The sequence below is a fragment of the Galbibacter kalidii genome, from assembly GCF_026241135.1.
In the GTDB taxonomy this organism is placed as follows: Bacteria; Bacteroidota; Bacteroidia; order Flavobacteriales; family Flavobacteriaceae; genus Galbibacter.
In genome coordinates this window covers 79,669-99,680 of record NZ_JAPFGA010000017.1, presented here as the reverse complement: position 1 = coordinate 99,680, position 20,012 = coordinate 79,669, and the positions used below count along the sequence as shown (strand labels likewise).

Sequence of the window (20,012 nt, the reverse complement as noted above, 5' to 3'; positions counted from 1 at the left end):
GGTTGGTTAGTTCCACTAAGTGGGCTTTATTTTCTGTGGTAATTATTATCAGGGCTATTCGTTAAAGCCATATTTTTTATCCAATTTGTTCATCAACCTAACATATACAAAAACCAGGATAATGAATACGTATATGGCTCCCTGGTGTGCAAACCAAAATCCTAAGGGGAATCCTATAAATTTAATATTGTCCAATACATCTTTGAATAAAATACCGGCTCCGTAGGAAACCAAAAACCAAATGGAAAGGCATATCAACAAATATCTCAGGTTCTCTTTCCAATAGGCAGTAGCGTGTTTTTGTTTCTCTGTCATGTTTTATATATGTTTTTCAGCTAAATCACTATTATTTGATTGACGATAAAAATAATCAAAAAATAAGATTTTCATAATAAAACGGTTAATGATTTAATAAAGGTGCAAAATAAATCACATTAGGTTAAAAGTGTATTGTTTTTCAAACAAATTATTACCATTAAACTTATAATATCTTGATAGTACGAGCGTGACGCCTGTCTGCGAGCCATCGCTAGATCCGCCAACTGGCGGAGCCGGAGACCGACAAAGGCAGGTTCACACTAGCTATGGATACGTCCGATAACGTATCTGGATAGGTTCATAACCATGTCGGATACGTCCCGTAACGTATCCAGGTACGTTATTTAATCATATTTATACGTCTAATAGCTATCGGGATACGTTATTTACCCCATCAGATACGTCCAGCAACGTATCGGGAGACGTCCCGAACCCCAACAGATACGTTTAATAATGCTCAAGATAGGTTCTTAGCCTCGGTAGATACGTCCGGTAACGTTTCAGGAGGGTTAAATTACCTATAAGGATAGGTGAAATGGACAACAGAGATAGAACTCATTTAAACTTTCTCTAATTGGCTACAAAATGACCTTTTTACCCCATATTTTGTCTTTTTTTTGCTCCATAGCTAAGGCTATGCAGCGCAAAAAAGCCTTCATCTGGGGCAAAAATCCCTATTTTTCGCTTCAATCAAAAAAGTTTAAATGAGTTCAGATAGCTTTACCCCTTTAAGAAAGTCAGTACATTATTTTCAATGCGTTGTTGAATGTTTGAAACATCAGCCTTGACAAATTTTTCTCCGGTAATGTTTTCATACAACTCGATGTATCTTTTTGAAACGGTATTGATATAATCATCAGTCATTTCGGGGATTTGTTGCCCTTCTTTTCCTTGAAAACCATTACTAATGAGCCATTGGCGTACAAATTCCTTTGAAAGTTGTTTTTGGGGTTCTCTTTTTTGTTGACGTTCTTCATAGCCTTCAGCATAAAAATATCGCGAAGAATCCGGCGTATGGATCTCATCGATCAAAACGATCTTACCGTCTTTGGTCTTTCCGAATTCATATTTAGTATCTACCAGAATAAGTCCGCGTGCTTCAGCAATCTCTGTTCCGCGTTGAAAAAGAGCCCTAGTATATTTTTCAAGAACCAGATAATCTTCTTCAGTAACTATATTCTTTTTTAAAATATCCTCACGGGAAATATCTTCATCGTGATCGCCTTGGTCTGCCTTGGTCGATGGCGTGATGATAGGTTCAGGAAATTTGTCATTCTCTTTCATCCCTTCCGGCATAGGCACACCACACAACAAGCGCTTTCCTGCTTTGTATTCGCGAGCTGCATGACCGGACATATATCCCCTGATCACCATTTCCACTTTGAAAGGTTCGCATAAATGTCCTACAGCCACGTTGGGATCGGGGGTTGCTACCAACCAATTGGGAACTATATCTTGAGTTGCTTCCATCATTTTGGTCGCGATCTCATTTAGAATTTGTCCTTTAAACGGAATTCCTTTGGGCATAATGACATCAAAAGCTGAAAGCCTGTCTGTGGCTATCATAACCAGTATGTCATTGTTGATATTATAAACTTCACGTACTTTCCCTTTATACACACTTTTTTGTCCGGGAAAATCAAAATTGGTGTCTGTAATCGTATTGCCCATAGGTATTTTATCATTGTATTTTACTGCCACAAATATACATGATAATATGATGTGAGTCGGGAAGAAATCCCAAAAAACAAGCACCAAGTTCCAGTACCAAATTCCAATGTCCCCCTCCAGCTCCCCCTAAGGGGGAGAGTACAACTCTGAATAGGGTTGACATAACATATCGTGAAAACACCCCTAATGAGCTACGCTAGCAAACTTCACAGTAAAATATATTTTGCTACTCTGTTTGTCCTCAAGGAGGGCCGAGCGTTAAAAAAACATCCGGTGGATGTTTTTAGCGATGGAGCCAACCAGCGCATGGGGAAATTAAGATAGGTCATGACAAAACCAAGAGTTCGGAATTTTACACCCTTAAGGTCCCCTCAAGGGGACAATTGATTAATTATACTTCCAACCTTCGTATTTCGTATTTCAAACTTCGTACTTCATCAATACGCCTTAGCATAAGCCTTTTCATAGATTTCTTCGTAGATAGGGACAATGTTGTTGATGTCGAATTTTATTGCTTGTTCTTTTGCTTGTTTTTTATACTGATCGAGGATGGTTTTGTCCTTTAAGATTTTAATGGCGTTTTCGGTCATTTCTTCTACATTCCCCACATCACTTAAAAATCCGCTATATCCATTTTTGTTTACTTCAGGAATTCCCCCGGAATTACTCGATATTACCGGAACACCATTGATCATGGCTTCCAGGGCCGCCAATCCAAAACTTTCTATCGTTGAAGGCAATAAGAATAAATCTGAAAAACTAAGAATCTTATCCACTTCATTGCTATTCCCTAGAAAAACAACCTTTTCGCCAATTCCCAAACTGTCACATAAGTTTTCGGCAGCTTCCCGCTCTGGTCCTTCCCCAACCATAATCAGCTTGGCAGGCATTTCCTTTTGTATGCCGTTAAAAATTTTAATAACATCCGGAATACGTTTTACTTTTCTGAAATTACTCACGTGTGTTATAATACGTTCGTTTTCATTTGCCATCATACCACGTTGACAATCGGTATAAGTGCGGTCGTATTTTGAGGCATCTATGAAATTGGGAATCACATGTATCTTCTTTTTAATATCAAACAAGCGAAGTGTATCCTCTTTCAAACTTTCTGAAACGGAAGTTACCACATCAGACTTATTAATACTGAAAGTCACCGCCGGTTTATAGAACGGATGATTTCCCACCAAGGTAATATCAGTACCGTGTAAAGTAGTCACCATCGGGATACTAATCCCTTGTGTCTTCAGCATTTTTTTTGCCATATACCCTGCATATGCATGCGGAATGGCATAATGTACATGCAGAACCTCAATCTCATGAAGCTTTACCATATCGACCAATTTGCTCGATAATGCCAATTCATAAGGCTGATAATGAAACAAAGGGTATTCAGGGACATTTACTTCGTGAAAATGAATCTTACCGCTCAACAGTGCTAACCGAACCGGTTGTCTGTAGGTAATAAAATGAATTTCATGACCTTTGTTGGCCAAGGCCATTCCCAGTTCGGTTGCTACCACACCACTTCCTCCAAAAGTAGGGTAACATACTATCCCTATTCGCATATCTTTTTATGTTTACTCAATCAAAGTTACTAAAGATTCTGTCGTGGTTTTTTACGGTTGTTTACAAAAAGGCAAAATTATTTATTCTATGGCATCATAAATAAACTGTTGAATAACTGTCCGCGTTTCTTCAGTAATAAGCTTTCTATTGTCCATCGTTGGATAGGTTCTATTGGACAGAAAAATATAAACTAGGTCTACTTCAGGGTCGATCCAGGCGTAAGTGCCTGTAAAACCGCTATGCCCAAAACTCGTCATGGACACACAACCACATGTGGGACCTACCGTACCCAGTTGGGGTTTGTCAAAACCGATTCCCCTTCTATTATCCTCGTTGCAATAATAGCAGGTATTGAACTTATCCAAGGTCTGTGATGTAAAATAACGCTTGCCGCCATAATATCCTTTTTGCAAATACATTTGCATGATCTTCGCCAAATCATTGGCATTACTAAACAATCCGGCATGACCACTAACTCCTCCCAACATAGCAGCTCCCATGTCGTGTACATAACCTTGAATAGTTTGATGCCTGAAATAATTGTCAACTTCAGAAGGAACAATCTCTCCTTTCTTGAATTTATCCAAGGGATTGTAGGTAGTGTAATTCATCCCCAAGGATTTATAAAAACGCTCTTGGGTAACCTGATCCAAAGGTTTCTTATAATAATCTTCGACATAATCCTTGAGCATGTAAAAAGGCAAGTCACTATATCTATATCTACGCCTAGACAGTAACCCACTCTCTTTGATCCGACCAAATATGGAATCTTTGTAATCATTTCTTATATATAAATGATCGGCCACCTTGGTTTTAAAACCTCTCTTGGGTTCTTTTCTGTAGTATTTATCCAATGGCCGCTTTGAGTTTTCACCCAAGGTACTTATATAAAAAGGTATCCAAGGCTTCAATCGCGCATAATGAGAGAGTACCGCCACAAGCTTCAGGTCGTTTTTATTGCTGTCTCTGAGTTCTGGCAATAAGTCTCCTAAGGTCGTATTAAAGTTGATCTCTCCTTTTTCCGTCAATTGCATAATGACCGGCAAGGTAGCTGTGATCTTGGTCAATGATGCCAAGTCGTATAAATCGGTGCTTTCTACCTTTTTTGAGGGGCCGTAGATATGTTTTCCAAAATTCTTGTTATACACCACTTTCCCTTTTCTGGCAATGAGTATTTGTCCGCCAGGAGTCACTCCGGAACCAATTGCTTGCTTCATCACAGAATCTACTTTTTTCAGTGCTTCGGAATCCATTCCCACACGTTCAGGAATACTATAACCCAATCGCGACAAGGAATTAGTGAGAAAACCCCGATTTTCAGGTAACATTTTGTTGGCCATAACCGGTAAGCTCCCTTTTCCCTGGATTGCACCAAACAATAGTTCGGCTGATTTTTCCTGCGCAATGGGATCATTTTGATAACTAACTACAATAGATTCAATATTTTCAACCGTTTGCAAATCCAACAAGGCATAAGGCTTGACAAAAGCGTCTAAAATCACCTTTTTCAATCGGGCAATCTCATAAATCCAAACCTTTTCTTGATCGGTGAAGTCTGCTGCTTTCCACGGGGTTTCTGTTGAACGGTGATGCCCCATAATGACCAGGTTGTAGGGTTCCAGTCGCTTTACCAGTCCGTCTAAACTATTAGCTTGAATATGATCGACCTTAGTATATTTTTGTAAAGTCTCGATGAATGTAGATCCATTTCCATCTCCAAAGCCCACATAGGCAATCTTCTTTTCTTCAAGGTTACGAATCGGAATCAGTTGATCGTTGTTTTGAGCAACCGTAATTGCATTTTCCATGACCTCTTCATACAAAATAGTATCTTCCGGTCTGTTCAGATCTTCATACAACGAATCCAATACTATCGGTTTGTAATTTTGAAGTCCAACCTTATATTTAGCTTTCAATATTTTTTTAACAGAATGTGACAGACGTTCTTCTGTAATAACTCCTTCGTTATACGCCTCTTCCAGTTTTTCTATCCCGGCAGAGACATCTGCTGAAATCAATAAAACATCACTTCCGGCTAAAAAGGCGGCTAAATCCACATACTTAGAATCCGAATAGTTGGAAACTCCCTTCATCTCTAAGGCATCAGTAAAGATCAATCCCTTGAAACCTAATTTTTCTTTGAGAAGTCCTGTCACAATCCTATCTGATAAAGAGGAAGGATAAGAGGTTCTGCTTTCCAAACTCGGCACATTCAAATGTGCCACCATAACACTGGCCAGCCCTTGAGGAATCAATTTTTTATACGGATCCAGTTCGATACTGTCGATACGTTCTTTTGAAAAACTGACCGTGGGAAGAGTTTTGTGAGAATCCTGTTCGGTGTCGCCATGTCCCGGAAAATGCTTTGCATTGGCCAAAACCCCTGCAGATTGCATTCCTTTCATAAATGCCATCGCTTTTTCAGCAACCTTGTCTTTGTTTTCCCCAAAAGACCGATTTCCGATGATAGGGTTATTCGGATTGGTATTGATATCCACATCGGGAGCAAAATTGATATGCATCCCCAAACGCTTACAATGTTCGCCAATATGTTTTCCTACCCTTTCAATAAGCTCGTTATCTCTCATAGCTCCTAACGCCATGTTGTATGGAAATGCAAAGGTAGAATCCAAACGCATAGACAAGCCCCATTCGGCATCCATGGCCATCATCATCTTTACTTTAGACAGTTCCTGTAACTCGTTGCTTAGTTTTGCATGACGCTCTGGGTCTCCAAGAGAAAAAATTACCCCGCCCACCTGATGTTCGGAAACTAACTTTTTCACCTCATTGATATGAGCTTTCCCTTCTCCGGAAAAGGCTCTGATCATAAACAATTGACCTATTTTTTCTTTAAGCGTTAATGCGTCATAGATACTATCTACCCATTCTTTTTGCTGCTGATAATCGTTGGTAAGCAGTGGATCAACCTGCTGACTGAATGATTTTACAAGTCCCAAAAGAAAAACAACAACAAGAACATTTTTTCTTACTATCATTAAAATATTTTTTTACTTAAAACAAAACTTTTTCTTACAAAAAAGAATATGACATTATAGTACCATTAGTGGTTTCTCCCGAAAAGATATTTATGATCATTTCATCTGTTTAAAATTTTTTAGTCCGCCAACGGCGGATGAAGAAACTAAAAAATTTTTCACATTCAGTAATGCCCATAATTTTTTTTAATCATCTTCGGTATGGTGTGGTTAAAAAAGCTTATGGTCATTTCATAAAGCGTGCATGCCAACTATCCCTGGCCGGCACTTCCCAATAGTTTTGATATTCTTCCTTGTTTGTTACAAGATTGTTGAAAACAATGGTGTTTTGGGACACTGCATTTTGTTTGGCCATCTTTTTAAAATCGGCCAAAGGTTTGTAGGCTATAAAGTCTCCCTGCCTATAGGAAACATTCATTTTATCAAGTAAATCGACCTTGTAGTCCTTTTCCAATTGCTGGATAAAATGCACAGAAGCATCTATGGAACATCCACTGGCCGTATTGAATTCCTGATCCAACGCGATAATGATAAAACGTTTATATCGTATTTCAAAAGACGCTTTCAGGTCTGCTCCATGAGCAGTCCACTCGCCTATGAATTGTATTATTTTTTCTTTGATCTCCGCTATTTCTTCTTCAGTAAAACTTCTGTTCGCCTGATATATCCATGTTCTTGCGGATTCTGATAATTCATTGAATGCTACAAACATTTTCTTCCAAATTTAATTTCTTGCACATTTCTGCACAGTATATAATTATTCATTGAACCCTTTCACAAGAATTCATTATTTAGGTAGAGGTTGTTTATTTATGGGAGGATAGATAATTCGGTTTAAAGCTAAGTATTCAGATCATAAATTACAAATCTTCGGCATTAGCAATGAGTTCGGCTACATCCATGACAGCTATTTCAGATTCTTTTTCCTTGCCCTTGATTCCGTCGGTTAACATGGTATTACAGAAAGGACATCCGGCTGCAATAATCTCGGGCTTTGTATCTAAAGCCTGTTCAGTACGTTCAATATTAATGTCCTTATCACCTTTTTCAGGTTCTTTGAACATTTGTGCCCCTCCTGCTCCACAGCACAAACCTCTTTTCTTACAGCTTTTCATTTCCACCAGCTCGGCATCCAATTTTTGGATCAATTCGCGTGGGGCTTCATAAACGTTATTGGCCCTCCCCAAATAGCAAGGGTCGTGAAATGTAATGCGTTTTCCTTTATATTTCCCACCTTCAACAGTAAGTCGCCCATCACTTAAAAGGGAACGTAAAAATTGCGTGTGGTGAACCACTTCATAGCTTCCGCCTAAAGACGGGTATTCATTTTTTAGCGTATTAAAACAATGCGGACAAGCCGTCACTATCTTTTTTATTTCATAACCATTTAGCACCTTAATATTTGTCATAGCTTGCATTTGGAAGAGCATTTCATTTCCGGAACGCTTGGCCGGATCTCCTGTGCAACTTTCTTCCGTACCCAATACAGCAAAATCGACCCCAGCCTTGTTAAGCAATTTAACAAAGGCTTTTGTGATCTTTTTGGCTCTGTCGTCAAAACTCCCCGAACAACCTACCCAAAAGAGTACTTCGGGAGTTTTTCCTTCTGCCATCATTTCTGCCATGGTGGATACTTTAATGCTTTCGCTCATATGCTATACGGTTTTAAATTTACGGTTTACAGTCTTATTATAAATCCAAAACCATAAACCGTAAATCGTGTTTTTCTAGTCGTGTTTTCCGTCGTCGAAAACCTGAATAGTCACTTCTTTTTCAATCAAATCGGTAAACTTACCGTTGTATCGGGTTGCTTTTACCAAGTGATTGTCAACCCAATGATAATTTCCTCCTCTTGGTTTTCCCATGATCATTCCGTGATATTTAAACCCGTGTCGGTTCAACCAATCCTCTGTTGTTTTTCTGTGATCTTCTGTACGCGATGTAAAAAAGTAAATTATATGACCTTCTTCATACCACTTGTTCAAAGTCTTCAACGCATCAGGATATACATTTGCAGTAGCCATACGCTCCGGCTCTTCATTGGGGATATCGTCACAGATCGTACCATCGATGTCGATTAAATAATTTTTAATCCCTTTTGGTAAGATCGGACTTATGTGTTCTCCATCTTCCAACTTCTCATGCAATAACTTTTCAACTTCTTTTTCGTTCATTTTTAAAGCTTCTTTTTTTTTGGTTTTATTTTTATGATTCACTGATCCAATTTAGTCTATCCATTTGATTATACGGCCATGGAGCACCGTTGTTTTCTATATTAGTCATCATTGTATTTAACTCAGTCGGTGCAGCCGACTGTTCCATTACAAGATAACGTCGTATATCCATAATAATTGAAAGCGGATTTATATTTACAGGGCACGCCTCAACACATGCATTGCACGAGGTACATGCCCATAATTCTTCCCTTGTGATATAATCGTCAAGCAATTGTTTTCCGTCGTCTACAAACTCACCTTTGTTCGCGTCTATATTTTTTCCCACTTCCTCCAAACGGTCGCGGGTATCCATCATTATTTTACGAGGTGACAACTTCTTTCCGGTTTGACTTGCCGGACATTCACTGGTACAACGTCCGCATTCGGTACAGGTATATGCATTTAAAAGCTGAACCATATTCAAATCCATAACGTCTGAAGCTCCGAATTTTTCAGGAACGTTATCCATGTCGCCTTCTGCAGGCACTCCCGACGCTTCAGTCGGGACAGGTGCAAATGGATCTGCATTCGGATCCATCATCAGTTTAACTTCATTGGTTACCGATTCTAAATTGTCAAACTGCCCTTTCGGATTCAAATCGGCATACCAAGTGTTTGGAAATGCCAGCAGAATATGCAAGTGCTTTGAGAAATAGAGGTAATTCAAAAAGACCAATATCCCAATGATATGCAACCACCAAGCACTTCTTTCTATCAATATCAAAGTCGATTCCCCTAAATTTTCAAAAACCGGCAACCACAAGCTACTTATGGGAAAAGCCCCGGCTTGAGTGTAGTGTTCGGCTCCTAATTGTTGCAAGGATAGATCGGCACCGTTCATGGTCAGGAATAAAAACATAAGAACGGCTTCAAAATAAAGAATGATATTACCATCGTTCTTGGGCCATCCTTTCATTTCAGGATAGATGAAACGCTTTAGTTTTATCACATTCCTACGTATCCAAAACACGGTAACAGCCACTATGACGAGCAATGCCAAAATTTCAAATGAGCCGATAAGAACATCGTATGTAGCACCTAGTGGAGCAAAAATACGATGTGTTCCGAAGAGACCATCAATAATAATTTCAAGAACCTCTATATTGATAATGATAAACCCAAGATAAACAATGATATGCATAAGCCCCGGCAAGGGTCTTACCACCATTTTTTGTTGCCCTAAGGCAATACGTGCCATATTTTTCCATCGTTCTGTCTTTCGATCGGTTCGGTCGATCTTTCTACCCAATTTGATGTTTCTGATCAGTTTGCGAACATTCCATGAGAAATATCCGATCCCGGCCAACAGTACAATGGCAAATACTATTTGAGGTATTAGCTTCATCTACTCACTCTTTGTTTCTTCCTCCGGCTCTTTATATGCTTTCTGTTTCTTTCCAAACAATGAAAAATGCACATAACGCTTCGGGTTCAACCTTAGGTCTTCCAAGAGCAATTCCATTTCCTTGGATGCACCTTCCAGGTTGTTGTATAATTCTTCGTCGTTTAAAAGTTTCCCTACGGAACCTTCACTCGACTCAATTTTTGTCATGATGTTGTTCAATTTGTCCATGCTCCCTTCAAGATTGGCCATGGCTTGACCTATGTTTGCTTCCGCTAGGGAATCGCTTACCTTGGACAAATTCCCTGAAAGATTGTCGATATTGGTCAACGACCTGTCCAGTTTTTCTTTATTATCTGAAAGCAAGGTATTCAACTTTGCAGAAGCCTGACTGAAGTTACGAAGCGTAACATCAAGGTTTGCCAAACTGGACTTGATGTTTTTCCTGCTGTCTTCATTCAAAATATCATCTACTCCTACCATAACAGAATCGGCATTATTCAAAACTGCATCCAGGCTTTTTTGCAATGGCTCCAGCTTTTCAGTAACCAACTCCGTAAGTCCCCGCTGTATAGTTCCTTTCAGGGTATCTCCCGATTGTGACATGGGAGAACCATCGTAAACGGGTACTACACGTAAGCTCTTTCCACCTATGATTCCGGTGTCGTAGATCTCTGCAATACTGTTTTTTGAGAATTGAAATTCGTTATCTACGGAAAAGGTAATCAGTAGATTTCCTTTTGCATCCAAAAACTTGATGTTTTTTATATTTCCCACCTGTAAACCATTGATGCTTACAGAATTTCCGGAAGACAATCCGTTTACATCTTTATACACCGCATGATAAGTACGGCTGGAGCTAAAAAGAGTATTGGTCTTTAAAAAAGTAAAGCCTAAAATAAACAAAACAATACCCCCTACTACGATGATGCCTGTTTTAAGTTCCTTGGTTAATTTCAAAAGCTTTTTTTTTAATGAACTAATTTAAACCAGTTCAATGATAAGCAACAAAATTAGAAATAATTTCTTTATATCAGTTCTAATTAGCCGTGGAATTAAGAACAGAAGCCAGTTTTACTTTTTCCCCGTTTTTGAAAGCCACTATAAAACTTGTTTTATACCCCTTGTTTATCGCATACTGCTGCAATTTTTGCACTTCATTATAATCGGAAGTCGAACCATAATAATACCTGTAAATATTTCCCTCTTTTTCCCTACTGATGGGCGAGAGTCCTTTAAAATTATATGATTTTGCCTCTAAAGCAGTGCTTCCGGCAGCTACTTGCACCCTAAAACTCACTCCGGGTTCCACCTGATGATTTTTTTCTTCGGTTGCTGCTGTGTCATTCTCTATTTCGATCCCGGGTTGATCATTCACTTCAAAAGAAAAATCGTCCCCAACATTTTCATCAACCGATTTTTTGTATTTCAAAATGGCGTTTGCTATAGATGTGGCCACATCGGCTTTTCCTTTATTGGAATTGAGATAAGCGCCTTCCGGTTTGTAGGTCAGAAACCCTGTTTCTACCAAAACACTGGGCATATAGGTTTGGTGAAGCACAATAAACCCTGCTTGTTTTACACCCCGGTTTTTTCGCTTAAGATTATATGTAAAATCATCTTGAATGGCTTTTGCTAATACAATACTCTGATCCAAAAATTCTTCTTGCATGATGGTCAAACCGATAAACGATTCCGGGGAATTGATATCATAACCCGCATAGTTCACTTCGTGATCTTCCTCTAAGTATATCACCGAATTTTCTTTCTTTGCCACCTCAAAATTCCGTTCGTTTGCATGAAGCCCCAATACAAAGGTCTCTGTTCCATGCGCACTGGAATTATGGGAATTGCAATGCACGGAAACAAAAAGATCAGCTTTGGCCTCGTTAGCAATTTCCCCCCTTACATACAAATCTACAAAACGATCGTCCTTACGGGTGTAGACTACCTTAATATTCGGATTTTTCTCCAATATTTCTCCAACCTCAAGCACGATCTTGAGGGCAATATCCTTTTCCATATACCCACTCCCCCGGTTTCCTGGGTCATGTCCACCATGCCCTGCATCCAAAACAACAGTAAATTTGTCATCATTGGCTTGCTTTTTGCTATGAGAAAATATAGGTTGAGTAAGTATTAGGGGGAATACCAGAAATAATGTTCCAAAAAATCTATTCATAAAATAATAACGGTTTATGGCAGTTATTTATTTGGTTAAAATTTTTTAATCTATGCCAAACAGACCAAAAAATATACGTATGTTTGGCACGTCAAAAACCGAGCCATTCTTTATACAAAAATAGGATTTAAAGCTTTGCGAGCAAAGAAACGTCACATACTTTTAGCACTGTCTTCTCTGTTTATCAGCAGTATTTTGTATGCACAGGAGCGGCCTAAGGTTCAACCTTTAAATATCAAGGCTGAAGGTCAAGACACGCTCCAAATATACGCTAAGGATGTTCTGACTACGGTTACCGATACCACAGTCACCGACACCATCACCAAAGATACCGTAAAAAAACCAAGTTATCTTCAAGGAATCATAGATTATAAGGCTAAGGATTATATGCGGATGAGCCGCAAGGAAAACAAGATTTACCTCTATAACGAAGCCGAGATTTATTATCAGCAATACGAATTAAAAGCTGGGATTATTGTCATTGACTACACGACCAACGAGGTCTATGCCGGACGTATCAAAGATTCTACCGGAGAATATACCCAAACTCCATATTTCAAGCAAGGCAACAATATTATAGAACCAGATTCAATCCGATTTAATTTTGATACCAAAAAAGCACTGATCTTCAATTCCAGATCTGAACAATCCATAGGTGAGACCATGAATGTTTTTGCTGAAACCGTTAAAAAGGAAAACGACTCGGTTTATTTCCTTAAAGAAGGGAAGTTGACCACTTCTGAAGATGTGGACAATCCGGATTATTTCATCAGAATTCGAAAAGGGAAGTTCGTCCCCAACAAAAAAATCATCGCCGGTTTCAGTAATATGTACATTGCCGATGTCCCTACACCTATTGCAGTTCCGTTTGCTTATTTCCCCATGTCGAGGGATCGAAGGAATTCGGGTATCATCATGCCCACACCCGGGCAAACCAACCGACGTGGATATTCGTTACAAAACGGAGGATACTATTTTGCCATCAGCGACTATTTTGATCTCGCATTGCTCGGAGACTATTATACCAACGGTAGTTATGGCTTTAGGACGGAGACCAATTATGCTAAAAGATATAAGTTTAGGGGGGCATTAAGATTCCGTTATGAGAACAATGTTACCAGTCAGCGTGGATTCCCGGATTACAGTCAGAGTACGATATACAACATTCAATGGAACCACAGTCAAGACGCCAAGGCGAGTCCGAATTCAAGACTCTCGGCTTCGGTTAACTTTGGTAGTAGTAAATTCTATCAAAGTTCATTAAACCAGCTAAACACCCCCAATTTTCTTAACAACACATTACAATCGTCTATTTCTTACAATAAAACCTTTCCGGGGTATCCGATGGTAAACTTAAACTCTACCGTTTCTATCCAACAAAACACCAGGGATCAATCGGTAAACCTTACCTTACCTACTTTTCAGGGAAGTATGGAACGTATTTATCCATTCGCCAAACGCGATGGAAGTAAAAAAGGAATTTTCCAGAACATCAATTTTCAGTATAATTTCAGGGCAGAAAACAGAATTCGTACCAGAGATACTCTTTTGTTCAAAAAAGAGATGTTTGAAGATGCCAAAATAGGTTTTCAGCATACGATCCCGCTAACGACCAACTTCAAACTCTTTAAGTTTTTTAGTACCTCGGTAGGGACCAATTACAATGAAGTATGGCAACTGAAAACAATTAAACGCAACGATTATGACCCTGTTTTGGATGAGGCCACCATTGACACCTTAAGCGGATTTCAACGTTATGGCACTTACAACCTAAATGCCAGTGTGGGAACTACCCTATACGGTACTTTCAACTTTGGTGAAGACAAAAAAATACAAGCCATACGGCACACCGTAAGACCGTCCGTGAGTTATGGTTATACTCCTGCTTTTGATCAGTATTATGACGAGTATGTGGACGAAAATGGTGTTCAACAGATGTACACCCCTTTTGAAGGTGGTATTTATGGCACACCAAGCCTGAACAACTCCAACAATATCGGGCTTTCATTAAGCAATGTGGTAGAAGCCAAAGTGCGTGATAAAGACACCACAGCCACCGAACCCAAAAAGGTTATGTTGTTGAACAACCTGAATTTCAGTACGGCCTATAACATTGTTGCTGACTCACTTCCGTGGAGTCCGGTGCGAATGAGCGGTGGAACACAGCTCTTTCAAAACAAGATGAGTGTTAACTTTGGGGCAACTTTAGATCCTTATGCCATCGACAATACCGGTACCCGTATCGATCTTTTCAACTATGAAAACGGCGGTAGTTTGTTCCGGATGACCAGTGCCAATATGAATGTCAGCTATTCCATCAATAGTAAGTTCTTTAGTAGTGATAAGAAGGACAAAGAAAAGACAGACAATACCCGAAGTGGTGGACGGGATGATGACCTCTTCGGACGGGCACAGGATTTTAGTGACGAACGCACCTTTGCCGATGAAGATGAAGAAGAAACCGACGAACCCACCACTGCCTATGCTGCAAAACTCCCTTGGGATCTCCGGCTGGCCTATTCCCTGACCTATTCCAACAGAAACAGGGAAAGCGAGATCAGCAACAACTCCCTGATGTTCTCGGGAAATGTAGACCTCACCCCACAATGGAAGGTAGGTGTATCTTCAGGATATGATTTCAAACAAAAAGGGTTTACTTATACCCAGTTGCGCTTTTCGAGGGATTTAAAGAGTTTCCGACTCAATTTTAACTGGGTGCCTTTCAGTAATCGGGCTTCCTGGTTTTTCTTTATCGGAATCAAATCGTCTATGTTGAGCGACCTGAAATGGGAGAAACGAAGCGAACCGGATAGACAGCTTTAGGTGGTTGTTGGTTGTTGGTTGTTGGTTGTTGGTTGTTGGTTGTTGGTTGTTGGTTGTTGGTTGAAAGCAAAACTTTTTTAAACCCCTAAACAAAATTCCAGTGAAGAGTATCAAAATTATTGGTAATTGATTAACTTTCCTTTTTTAAATTCTAAAACTTTTAATTGATGAAGAAAATTATAAACACCGATAAGGCTCCGGCTCCGTTAGGGCCCTATAATCAAGCTGTTTTGGCCAATGGTAGTTTGTACATCTCCGGACAAATAGCTATCGACCCAGAAACAGGAACATTGTTGACCGGTGGTGTTGAAGAAGAAGCCAAACAGGTGATGAAAAATCTAAGTGCTGTGCTGGAAGCCGCAGGTATGAGCTTTGAAAATGTGGTAAAGAGTTCGATTTTCTTAAACGATATGAACGATTTTGCCAAGATAAACAGTATTTACGGTTCTTATTTTGATGAAGTTACCGCTCCGGCCAGGGAAACTGTGGAAGTTGCCTGCCTGCCCAAAAATGTAAATGTGGAAATATCGATGATCGCGGTTGGGTAGATAGAATACAAAAAAAGGGAGGAGCTAAAAGATTGTTTTATGTCAGTTCGAGCGCAGTCGAGAACTATATAACCAACAGAAATTAATAGGTTTCGACTGCGCTCAACCTGACAATATCCAATTTACATTACTTTTTAGAAGGCACTCGACCTAAAAGCATAAAACACAAAAAAGGAGCTTTAAATCAAAGCTCCTTTTTTATTTATTCTATTTCAAAACGCTCTCTACTCAAACAAAATCGATTTGTGATAATCGACCAGACCATCAATAGGTCTTCTTAACACTTTCCCCAAACTAAGTCCGTTTTCTGCCAATATCTCCTTCAATTCATCCTGTAAATAGTAAGCAATACTACCTATAAAATGAATCGGCACCTCTTTGGCTTGTTCGTATTGGGTTATGGAGTTATCGATAAACAACTGCATCCCTTTTCTTATCAGTTTCTGACTGTATTCCTCGTCCTTGTTCTGAATAACAAAACGGGCAAAGGTCGCCAGATAAGTGTTCGGGTTTGGTTGTTTGTACAAATGATTTTTTACACTGTCTTCTTCCAGGTCATACTCGCTAGCGAATTTCACAGCCAGTTTTTCCGGGATCTTATGGTAATAATAATCTCTTATCAATTGTCTTCCGAAATAATTTCCACTACAATCGTCCATTAAAATATACCCTAAGGAAGTTACCTTCTGAAAAAGTTCCTTTCCATCCCAATAACTACAATTGGAACCTGTTCCCAAGATACAGACAATTGCCTGTTCATCGGGGCTTACAGTTGCATAGATAGCTGCATATGTATCTTCTTTGACCGTTATTTTTGCATTGGTGAAATAATCGGTGAAAATATCCTTCAAGAATTTCCTCATCCGTTCTGTTCCCGCACCTGCACCATAGAAATATAGCTGAGTAACCTCCTTACGGTGTTTATACAACTCAAAGTTGTTTGTAAGGCGTTCATCTATAATCTCCCTACTCAACACTTCCGGACTAAGTCCTAAGGTTTTGGTAATAAACAGCTTATCCCCATCTTCATCCAATGCGATCCAATCTGATTTTGTTGCACCGCTATCTACAATTAAAATCATTTAGTTTTAATTTAAGTTAAGAGTTCCTGCTCAAACACAGGAATCCGGTTCCGTATTCAAAAAAATTACAATGCGGCAATGTGCTGTGCCAAGTCTACCAATTTGTTTGAGTATCCGGTTTCATTGTCATACCATGAAACCACTTTGAAGAACTTAGAGTTCAATTCGATTCCTGCTCCGGCATCAAAAACACTGGTACAAGTTTCTCCTACAAAATCTTGAGAAACCACTGCTTCATCGGTATAACCCAATATTCCTTTTAGTTCGTTCTCAGATGCAGATTGCATTACTTTTTTGATTTCTTCGTAAGAAGTTTCTTTTTCCAATCTCACAGTAAGATCTACCACAGAAACATCAGCTGTTGGTACTCTAAAAGCCATTCCTGTTAGTTTTCCTACCAATGCAGGAATTACTTTGGTTACTGCTTTTGCAGCCCCTGTTGAAGCCGGGATAATGTTCAGCATAGCACTACGTCCACCTCTGTAATCCTTTTTTGAAGGACCATCAACAGTCAATTGTGTTGCTGTAGTAGCGTGTACCGTTGTCATTAAACCTTCTTCGATTCCGAAGTTGTCATCCAATACTTTTGCAAGTGGTGCCAAACAGTTAGTTGTACAAGAAGCGTTTGATACGATCTTATCTGAAGCTTTTACTTCATTGTGGTTTACTCCCATTACGAACATCGGAGCGTCTTTAGAAGGTGCAGAGATCACTACTTTTTTAGCACCTGCATCAATATGAAACTGTGCTGTATCCAAAGTGGTGAAGATCCCAGTACATTCTGCAACGACATCAGCTCCTACTGCGTCCCATTTCAAATTTTTAGGGTCTCTTTCAGCAGTAATTCTTACGGTTTTTCCGTCTACTACCAAATTTCCGTCCTTTACCTCAACCGTTCCGTCAAATTTACCGTGTACAGAATCGTACTCCAATAAATAAGCTAAATGTTCTACATCCAATAAGTCGTTGATCGCAACTACTTCTACATTTGGCCTTTTTACCGTAGCTCTAAACACCAATCGTCCAATACGTCCAAAACCGTTTATTCCAATCTTTACTGTTGACATGTTATTCTAAGTTTTAATTTATTAATTATCTGTTTTTAATTTTTATGTTGACATGATCTCTGAAACCCGAATAAGTTCCTTATCGATCTCTGATTTTCCTTTTACTGCAAGATCCAATGGTGTAAGGATGATTTCATCTTTGATGACTCCCACCATATAATTGGACTTCCCTTCGAGTAGGGTTTCAACGGCTTTCACTCCCATTCTACTGGCGAGTACCCTGTCGTAGCAAGAAGGTGATCCCCCGCGCTGCATGTGACCGAGAACGGAAACACGAATATCGTAATTCGGAAGGTTTTCCTCTACATATTCAGCCAGTTCAAACACGTTCTTTCCTGATTTATCCCCTTCAGCAACCACAACGATACTGGAAGTTTTTCCTGTTGTCCTACTGTGTTCCAGAGATTCTAAAAGTCTTTCGAGACCTAAATTTTCTTCAGGAATCAATATTTCTTCGGCTCCGGCACCTACCCCTACGTTCAAGGCAATATGTCCGGCATCCCGTCCCATTACCTCAACAAAGAACAAGCGATCATGGGAACTGGCCGTATCGCGGATCCTGTCAATAGCCTCTACAACCGTGTTTAAGGCCGTATCATACCCCAGGGTAGACATGGTTCCGTAGATATCGTTGTCGATGGTTCCAGGAATTCCGATAACGGGATAACCAAACTCTTCGTTAAAGATCATCCCCCCGGTAAATGTTCCGTCACCACCAATGAGGACCAAAGCCTCGATATCGTTCTTTACTAAATTCTCATGGGCTTTTTGTCTACCTTCTTTCGTTCTGAATTCTTTTGATCGTGCTGATTTAAGGATAGTCCCTCCCCTATTGATGATGTTTCTCACACTACGGGCATTCAACTCCTTCATTTCCCCTTCAATAAGCCCTTGGTATCCTCTATAGATACCTACACATTCTATATTGTGATATGCACATGTTCTCACCACCGATCTAATAGCGGCATTCATTCCCGGTGCATCACCACCGGACGTCATAACTCCTATCTTTTTAATCTTAGCAGACATTAATTTTTTTATTTGGACGGTAAAACTACCAAAGAATTTTCAATTTTCTTATATTCTTTGCCCTAAAAATACAATAATGAAAGATTCAATCGTTTTCGTTATTAAATTCCTAACAAATACATTAATTTTTTTTACATCGATTGCTTTTTTTAAGTCGGAAGTCAGGAGTTGGGAGTTGGAACTCCAAAACTGAATGAGGATGCTCCAAGACTAAATGGGGATGATTGTTTTATATTAAAGGTTAGTGATTTTAAGGTTTTTCAGGTTTCTCGCATTGATGATAAACCCGGTTATAAAACAACCATAGAGAACGATATTGGAAATATTTAATACTACCCTGTAATGATTTGAATAATTAAGCTGCTCTGAAAACACAAATATAGGTATGGTTGTCAAATTAAAGATCAAAGCTCCTGTAAGAATCCAAAAAGGTAATGACTTGTAGAGTTTTAACACCTCATTACTATGCAAAAGTTCATAAAAATACAAACAGTAACATACCAAATAAAATAATGCCCCTGCAATATCGATTTCTGACAAATACCCCTCATTAAAAGAATTTATACGGTATAAAACTGAAAAAGCAACCACTAACACATATAATATCAATATAGCTAAAACCCATTTTTTATATATCTGTTTTAGGAAAGCATAAAAAAAGACAAAATAAGTCAAATAGGATACCGGAATAAATATATTATAGATCCAAAAATTGGATGCTACCCTGCTCTCTCCCAATATATTCCTGAAAAACATCATTACAGGGTGTTCCGGATAGTAATAGTTATAAAACCGCAACAAACCCAAGGTTTCCACAAACACGGTCAACCACAATAAAAATAAAAAATAACGACAGGGCGTATGTTTATATTTTTTAAAGGTTATGGTGGCCACAATGGCTGCCAATATTTCCAGATAAAAAATTAAATCTCTGTAAAAGTCTACAAACAAATCATATAGTATTTAGGGGAACTAACTCTATGGTTAAACTTACAAAGAAAATTCAAGGTTGGGTTATTTTCTGATTTCTCGCATTGATGATAAACCCGGTGATAAAACAACCGTAGTGTACAAAGTTTGAAACCAACAATATAAATAAATAAATTCCTCTAGATATATCTAATTGCTTAGCAAACAGAAAAATAGGAATCGTTACCAAAAAATAA

16 protein-coding genes are annotated in these 20,012 nt (G+C 39.1%); 2 read left to right on the top strand and 14 right to left on the bottom strand.

The window, feature by feature from the left end; genetic code table 11:
* Positions 1-54: 54 nt before the first annotated feature.
* The 10 genes from OOZ15_RS16285 to OOZ15_RS16240 all read right to left on the bottom strand — a co-directional run bounded on the left by OOZ15_RS16285 (position 55) and on the right by OOZ15_RS16240 (position 12,297).
* Entirely contained in the window at positions 55-315 is a 261-nt protein-coding gene (locus OOZ15_RS16285; RefSeq protein ID WP_265957500.1) for a DUF4212 domain-containing protein, read from the bottom strand.
* A 723-nt stretch (positions 316-1,038) separates the two neighbouring features.
* Positions 1,039-1,989 (bottom strand): phosphoribosylaminoimidazolesuccinocarboxamide synthase, encoded by a 951-nt coding sequence (locus OOZ15_RS16280; RefSeq protein ID WP_265957511.1) that lies wholly within the window; start codon positions 1,987-1,989, stop codon positions 1,039-1,041.
* Between the two features lie 437 nt (positions 1,990-2,426).
* On the bottom strand, positions 2,427-3,557 hold the full coding sequence (gene bshA, locus OOZ15_RS16275) for an N-acetyl-alpha-D-glucosaminyl L-malate synthase BshA (RefSeq protein WP_265957499.1): 1,131 nt from the start codon (positions 3,555-3,557) through the stop codon (positions 2,427-2,429).
* Between the two features lie 81 nt (positions 3,558-3,638).
* Positions 3,639-6,557, bottom strand: coding sequence for a serine hydrolase domain-containing protein (locus OOZ15_RS16270; RefSeq protein WP_265957498.1), 2,919 nt, complete (start codon positions 6,555-6,557; stop codon positions 3,639-3,641).
* A 226-nt stretch (positions 6,558-6,783) separates the two neighbouring features.
* A complete protein-coding gene (locus tag OOZ15_RS16265; protein ID WP_265957497.1) occupies positions 6,784-7,269 on the bottom strand; it encodes an ABC transporter ATPase in 486 nt (161 codons plus the stop codon).
* 148 nt (positions 7,270-7,417) lie between these two features.
* Positions 7,418-8,209 (bottom strand): (Fe-S)-binding protein, encoded by a 792-nt coding sequence (locus OOZ15_RS16260; protein ID WP_265957496.1) that lies wholly within the window; start codon positions 8,207-8,209, stop codon positions 7,418-7,420.
* Positions 8,210-8,284: 75 nt separating this feature from the next.
* Entirely contained in the window at positions 8,285-8,731 is a 447-nt protein-coding gene (locus OOZ15_RS16255) for an LNS2 domain-containing protein (protein WP_265957495.1), read from the bottom strand.
* Positions 8,732-8,762: 31 nt separating this feature from the next.
* Entirely contained in the window at positions 8,763-10,118 is a 1,356-nt protein-coding gene (locus OOZ15_RS16250; protein WP_265957494.1) for a 4Fe-4S dicluster domain-containing protein, read from the bottom strand.
* Positions 10,119-11,075, bottom strand: coding sequence for an MlaD family protein (locus OOZ15_RS16245; protein ID WP_265957493.1), 957 nt, complete (start codon positions 11,073-11,075; stop codon positions 10,119-10,121). It abuts the gene before it with no gap.
* 79 nt (positions 11,076-11,154) lie between these two features.
* Positions 11,155-12,297 (bottom strand): N-acetylmuramoyl-L-alanine amidase family protein, encoded by a 1,143-nt coding sequence (locus OOZ15_RS16240; protein ID WP_265957492.1) that lies wholly within the window; start codon positions 12,295-12,297, stop codon positions 11,155-11,157.
* Positions 12,298-12,432: 135 nt separating this feature from the next.
* Here OOZ15_RS16240 and OOZ15_RS16235 point away from each other — a divergent pair, with 135 nt between their 5' ends.
* Positions 12,433-15,120, top strand: a complete 2,688-nt coding sequence (locus tag OOZ15_RS16235; RefSeq protein WP_265957491.1) for a putative LPS assembly protein LptD — start codon at positions 12,433-12,435, stop codon at positions 15,118-15,120.
* Between the two features lie 167 nt (positions 15,121-15,287).
* On the top strand, positions 15,288-15,668 hold the full coding sequence (locus OOZ15_RS16230) for a RidA family protein (protein ID WP_265957490.1): 381 nt from the start codon (positions 15,288-15,290) through the stop codon (positions 15,666-15,668).
* 224 nt (positions 15,669-15,892) lie between these two features.
* On the opposite strand, the gene OOZ15_RS16225 is transcribed toward OOZ15_RS16230, so the two are convergent.
* From OOZ15_RS16225 to OOZ15_RS16210, 4 genes are all read right to left on the bottom strand, one after another.
* Entirely contained in the window at positions 15,893-16,750 is an 858-nt protein-coding gene (locus tag OOZ15_RS16225; protein WP_265957489.1) for an N-acetylglucosamine kinase, read from the bottom strand.
* 65 nt (positions 16,751-16,815) lie between these two features.
* Complete coding sequence (gene gap / locus OOZ15_RS16220) at positions 16,816-17,817, bottom strand: type I glyceraldehyde-3-phosphate dehydrogenase (RefSeq protein WP_265957488.1); 1,002 nt, start codon at positions 17,815-17,817, stop codon at positions 16,816-16,818.
* Positions 17,818-17,859: 42 nt separating this feature from the next.
* Entirely contained in the window at positions 17,860-18,846 is a 987-nt protein-coding gene (pfkA, locus tag OOZ15_RS16215) for a 6-phosphofructokinase (protein WP_265957487.1), read from the bottom strand.
* Positions 18,847-19,080: 234 nt separating this feature from the next.
* On the bottom strand, positions 19,081-19,797 hold the full coding sequence (locus OOZ15_RS16210) for a hypothetical protein (protein ID WP_265957486.1): 717 nt from the start codon (positions 19,795-19,797) through the stop codon (positions 19,081-19,083).
* Between the last annotated feature and the right edge of the window lie 215 nt (positions 19,798-20,012).

Bases quoted from the DNA above. Each gene is read 5' to 3' on its own strand.
- OOZ15_RS16285 (WP_265957500.1), bottom strand. From the start codon at position 315: ATGACAGAGAAACAAAAACACGCTACTGCCTATTGGAAAGAGAACCTG.
- OOZ15_RS16280 (WP_265957511.1), bottom strand. From the start codon at position 1,989: ATGGGCAATACGATTACAGACACCAATTTTGATTTTCCCGGACAAAAA.
- bshA (WP_265957499.1), bottom strand. From the start codon at position 3,557: ATGCGAATAGGGATAGTATGTTACCCTACTTTTGGAGGAAGTGGTGTG.
- OOZ15_RS16270 (WP_265957498.1), bottom strand. From the start codon at position 6,557: ATGATAGTAAGAAAAAATGTTCTTGTTGTTGTTTTTCTTTTGGGACTT.
- OOZ15_RS16265 (WP_265957497.1), bottom strand. From the start codon at position 7,269: ATGTTTGTAGCATTCAATGAATTATCAGAATCCGCAAGAACATGGATA.
- OOZ15_RS16260 (WP_265957496.1), bottom strand. From the start codon at position 8,209: ATGAGCGAAAGCATTAAAGTATCCACCATGGCAGAAATGATGGCAGAA.
- OOZ15_RS16255 (WP_265957495.1), bottom strand. From the start codon at position 8,731: ATGAACGAAAAAGAAGTTGAAAAGTTATTGCATGAGAAGTTGGAAGAT.
- OOZ15_RS16250 (WP_265957494.1), bottom strand. From the start codon at position 10,118: ATGAAGCTAATACCTCAAATAGTATTTGCCATTGTACTGTTGGCCGGG.
- OOZ15_RS16240 (WP_265957492.1), bottom strand. From the start codon at position 12,297: ATGAATAGATTTTTTGGAACATTATTTCTGGTATTCCCCCTAATACTT.
- OOZ15_RS16230 (WP_265957490.1), top strand. From the start codon at position 15,288: ATGAAGAAAATTATAAACACCGATAAGGCTCCGGCTCCGTTAGGGCCC.
- OOZ15_RS16225 (WP_265957489.1), bottom strand. From the start codon at position 16,750: ATGATTTTAATTGTAGATAGCGGTGCAACAAAATCAGATTGGATCGCA.
- gap (WP_265957488.1), bottom strand. From the start codon at position 17,817: ATGTCAACAGTAAAGATTGGAATAAACGGTTTTGGACGTATTGGACGA.
- pfkA (WP_265957487.1), bottom strand. From the start codon at position 18,846: ATGTCTGCTAAGATTAAAAAGATAGGAGTTATGACGTCCGGTGGTGAT.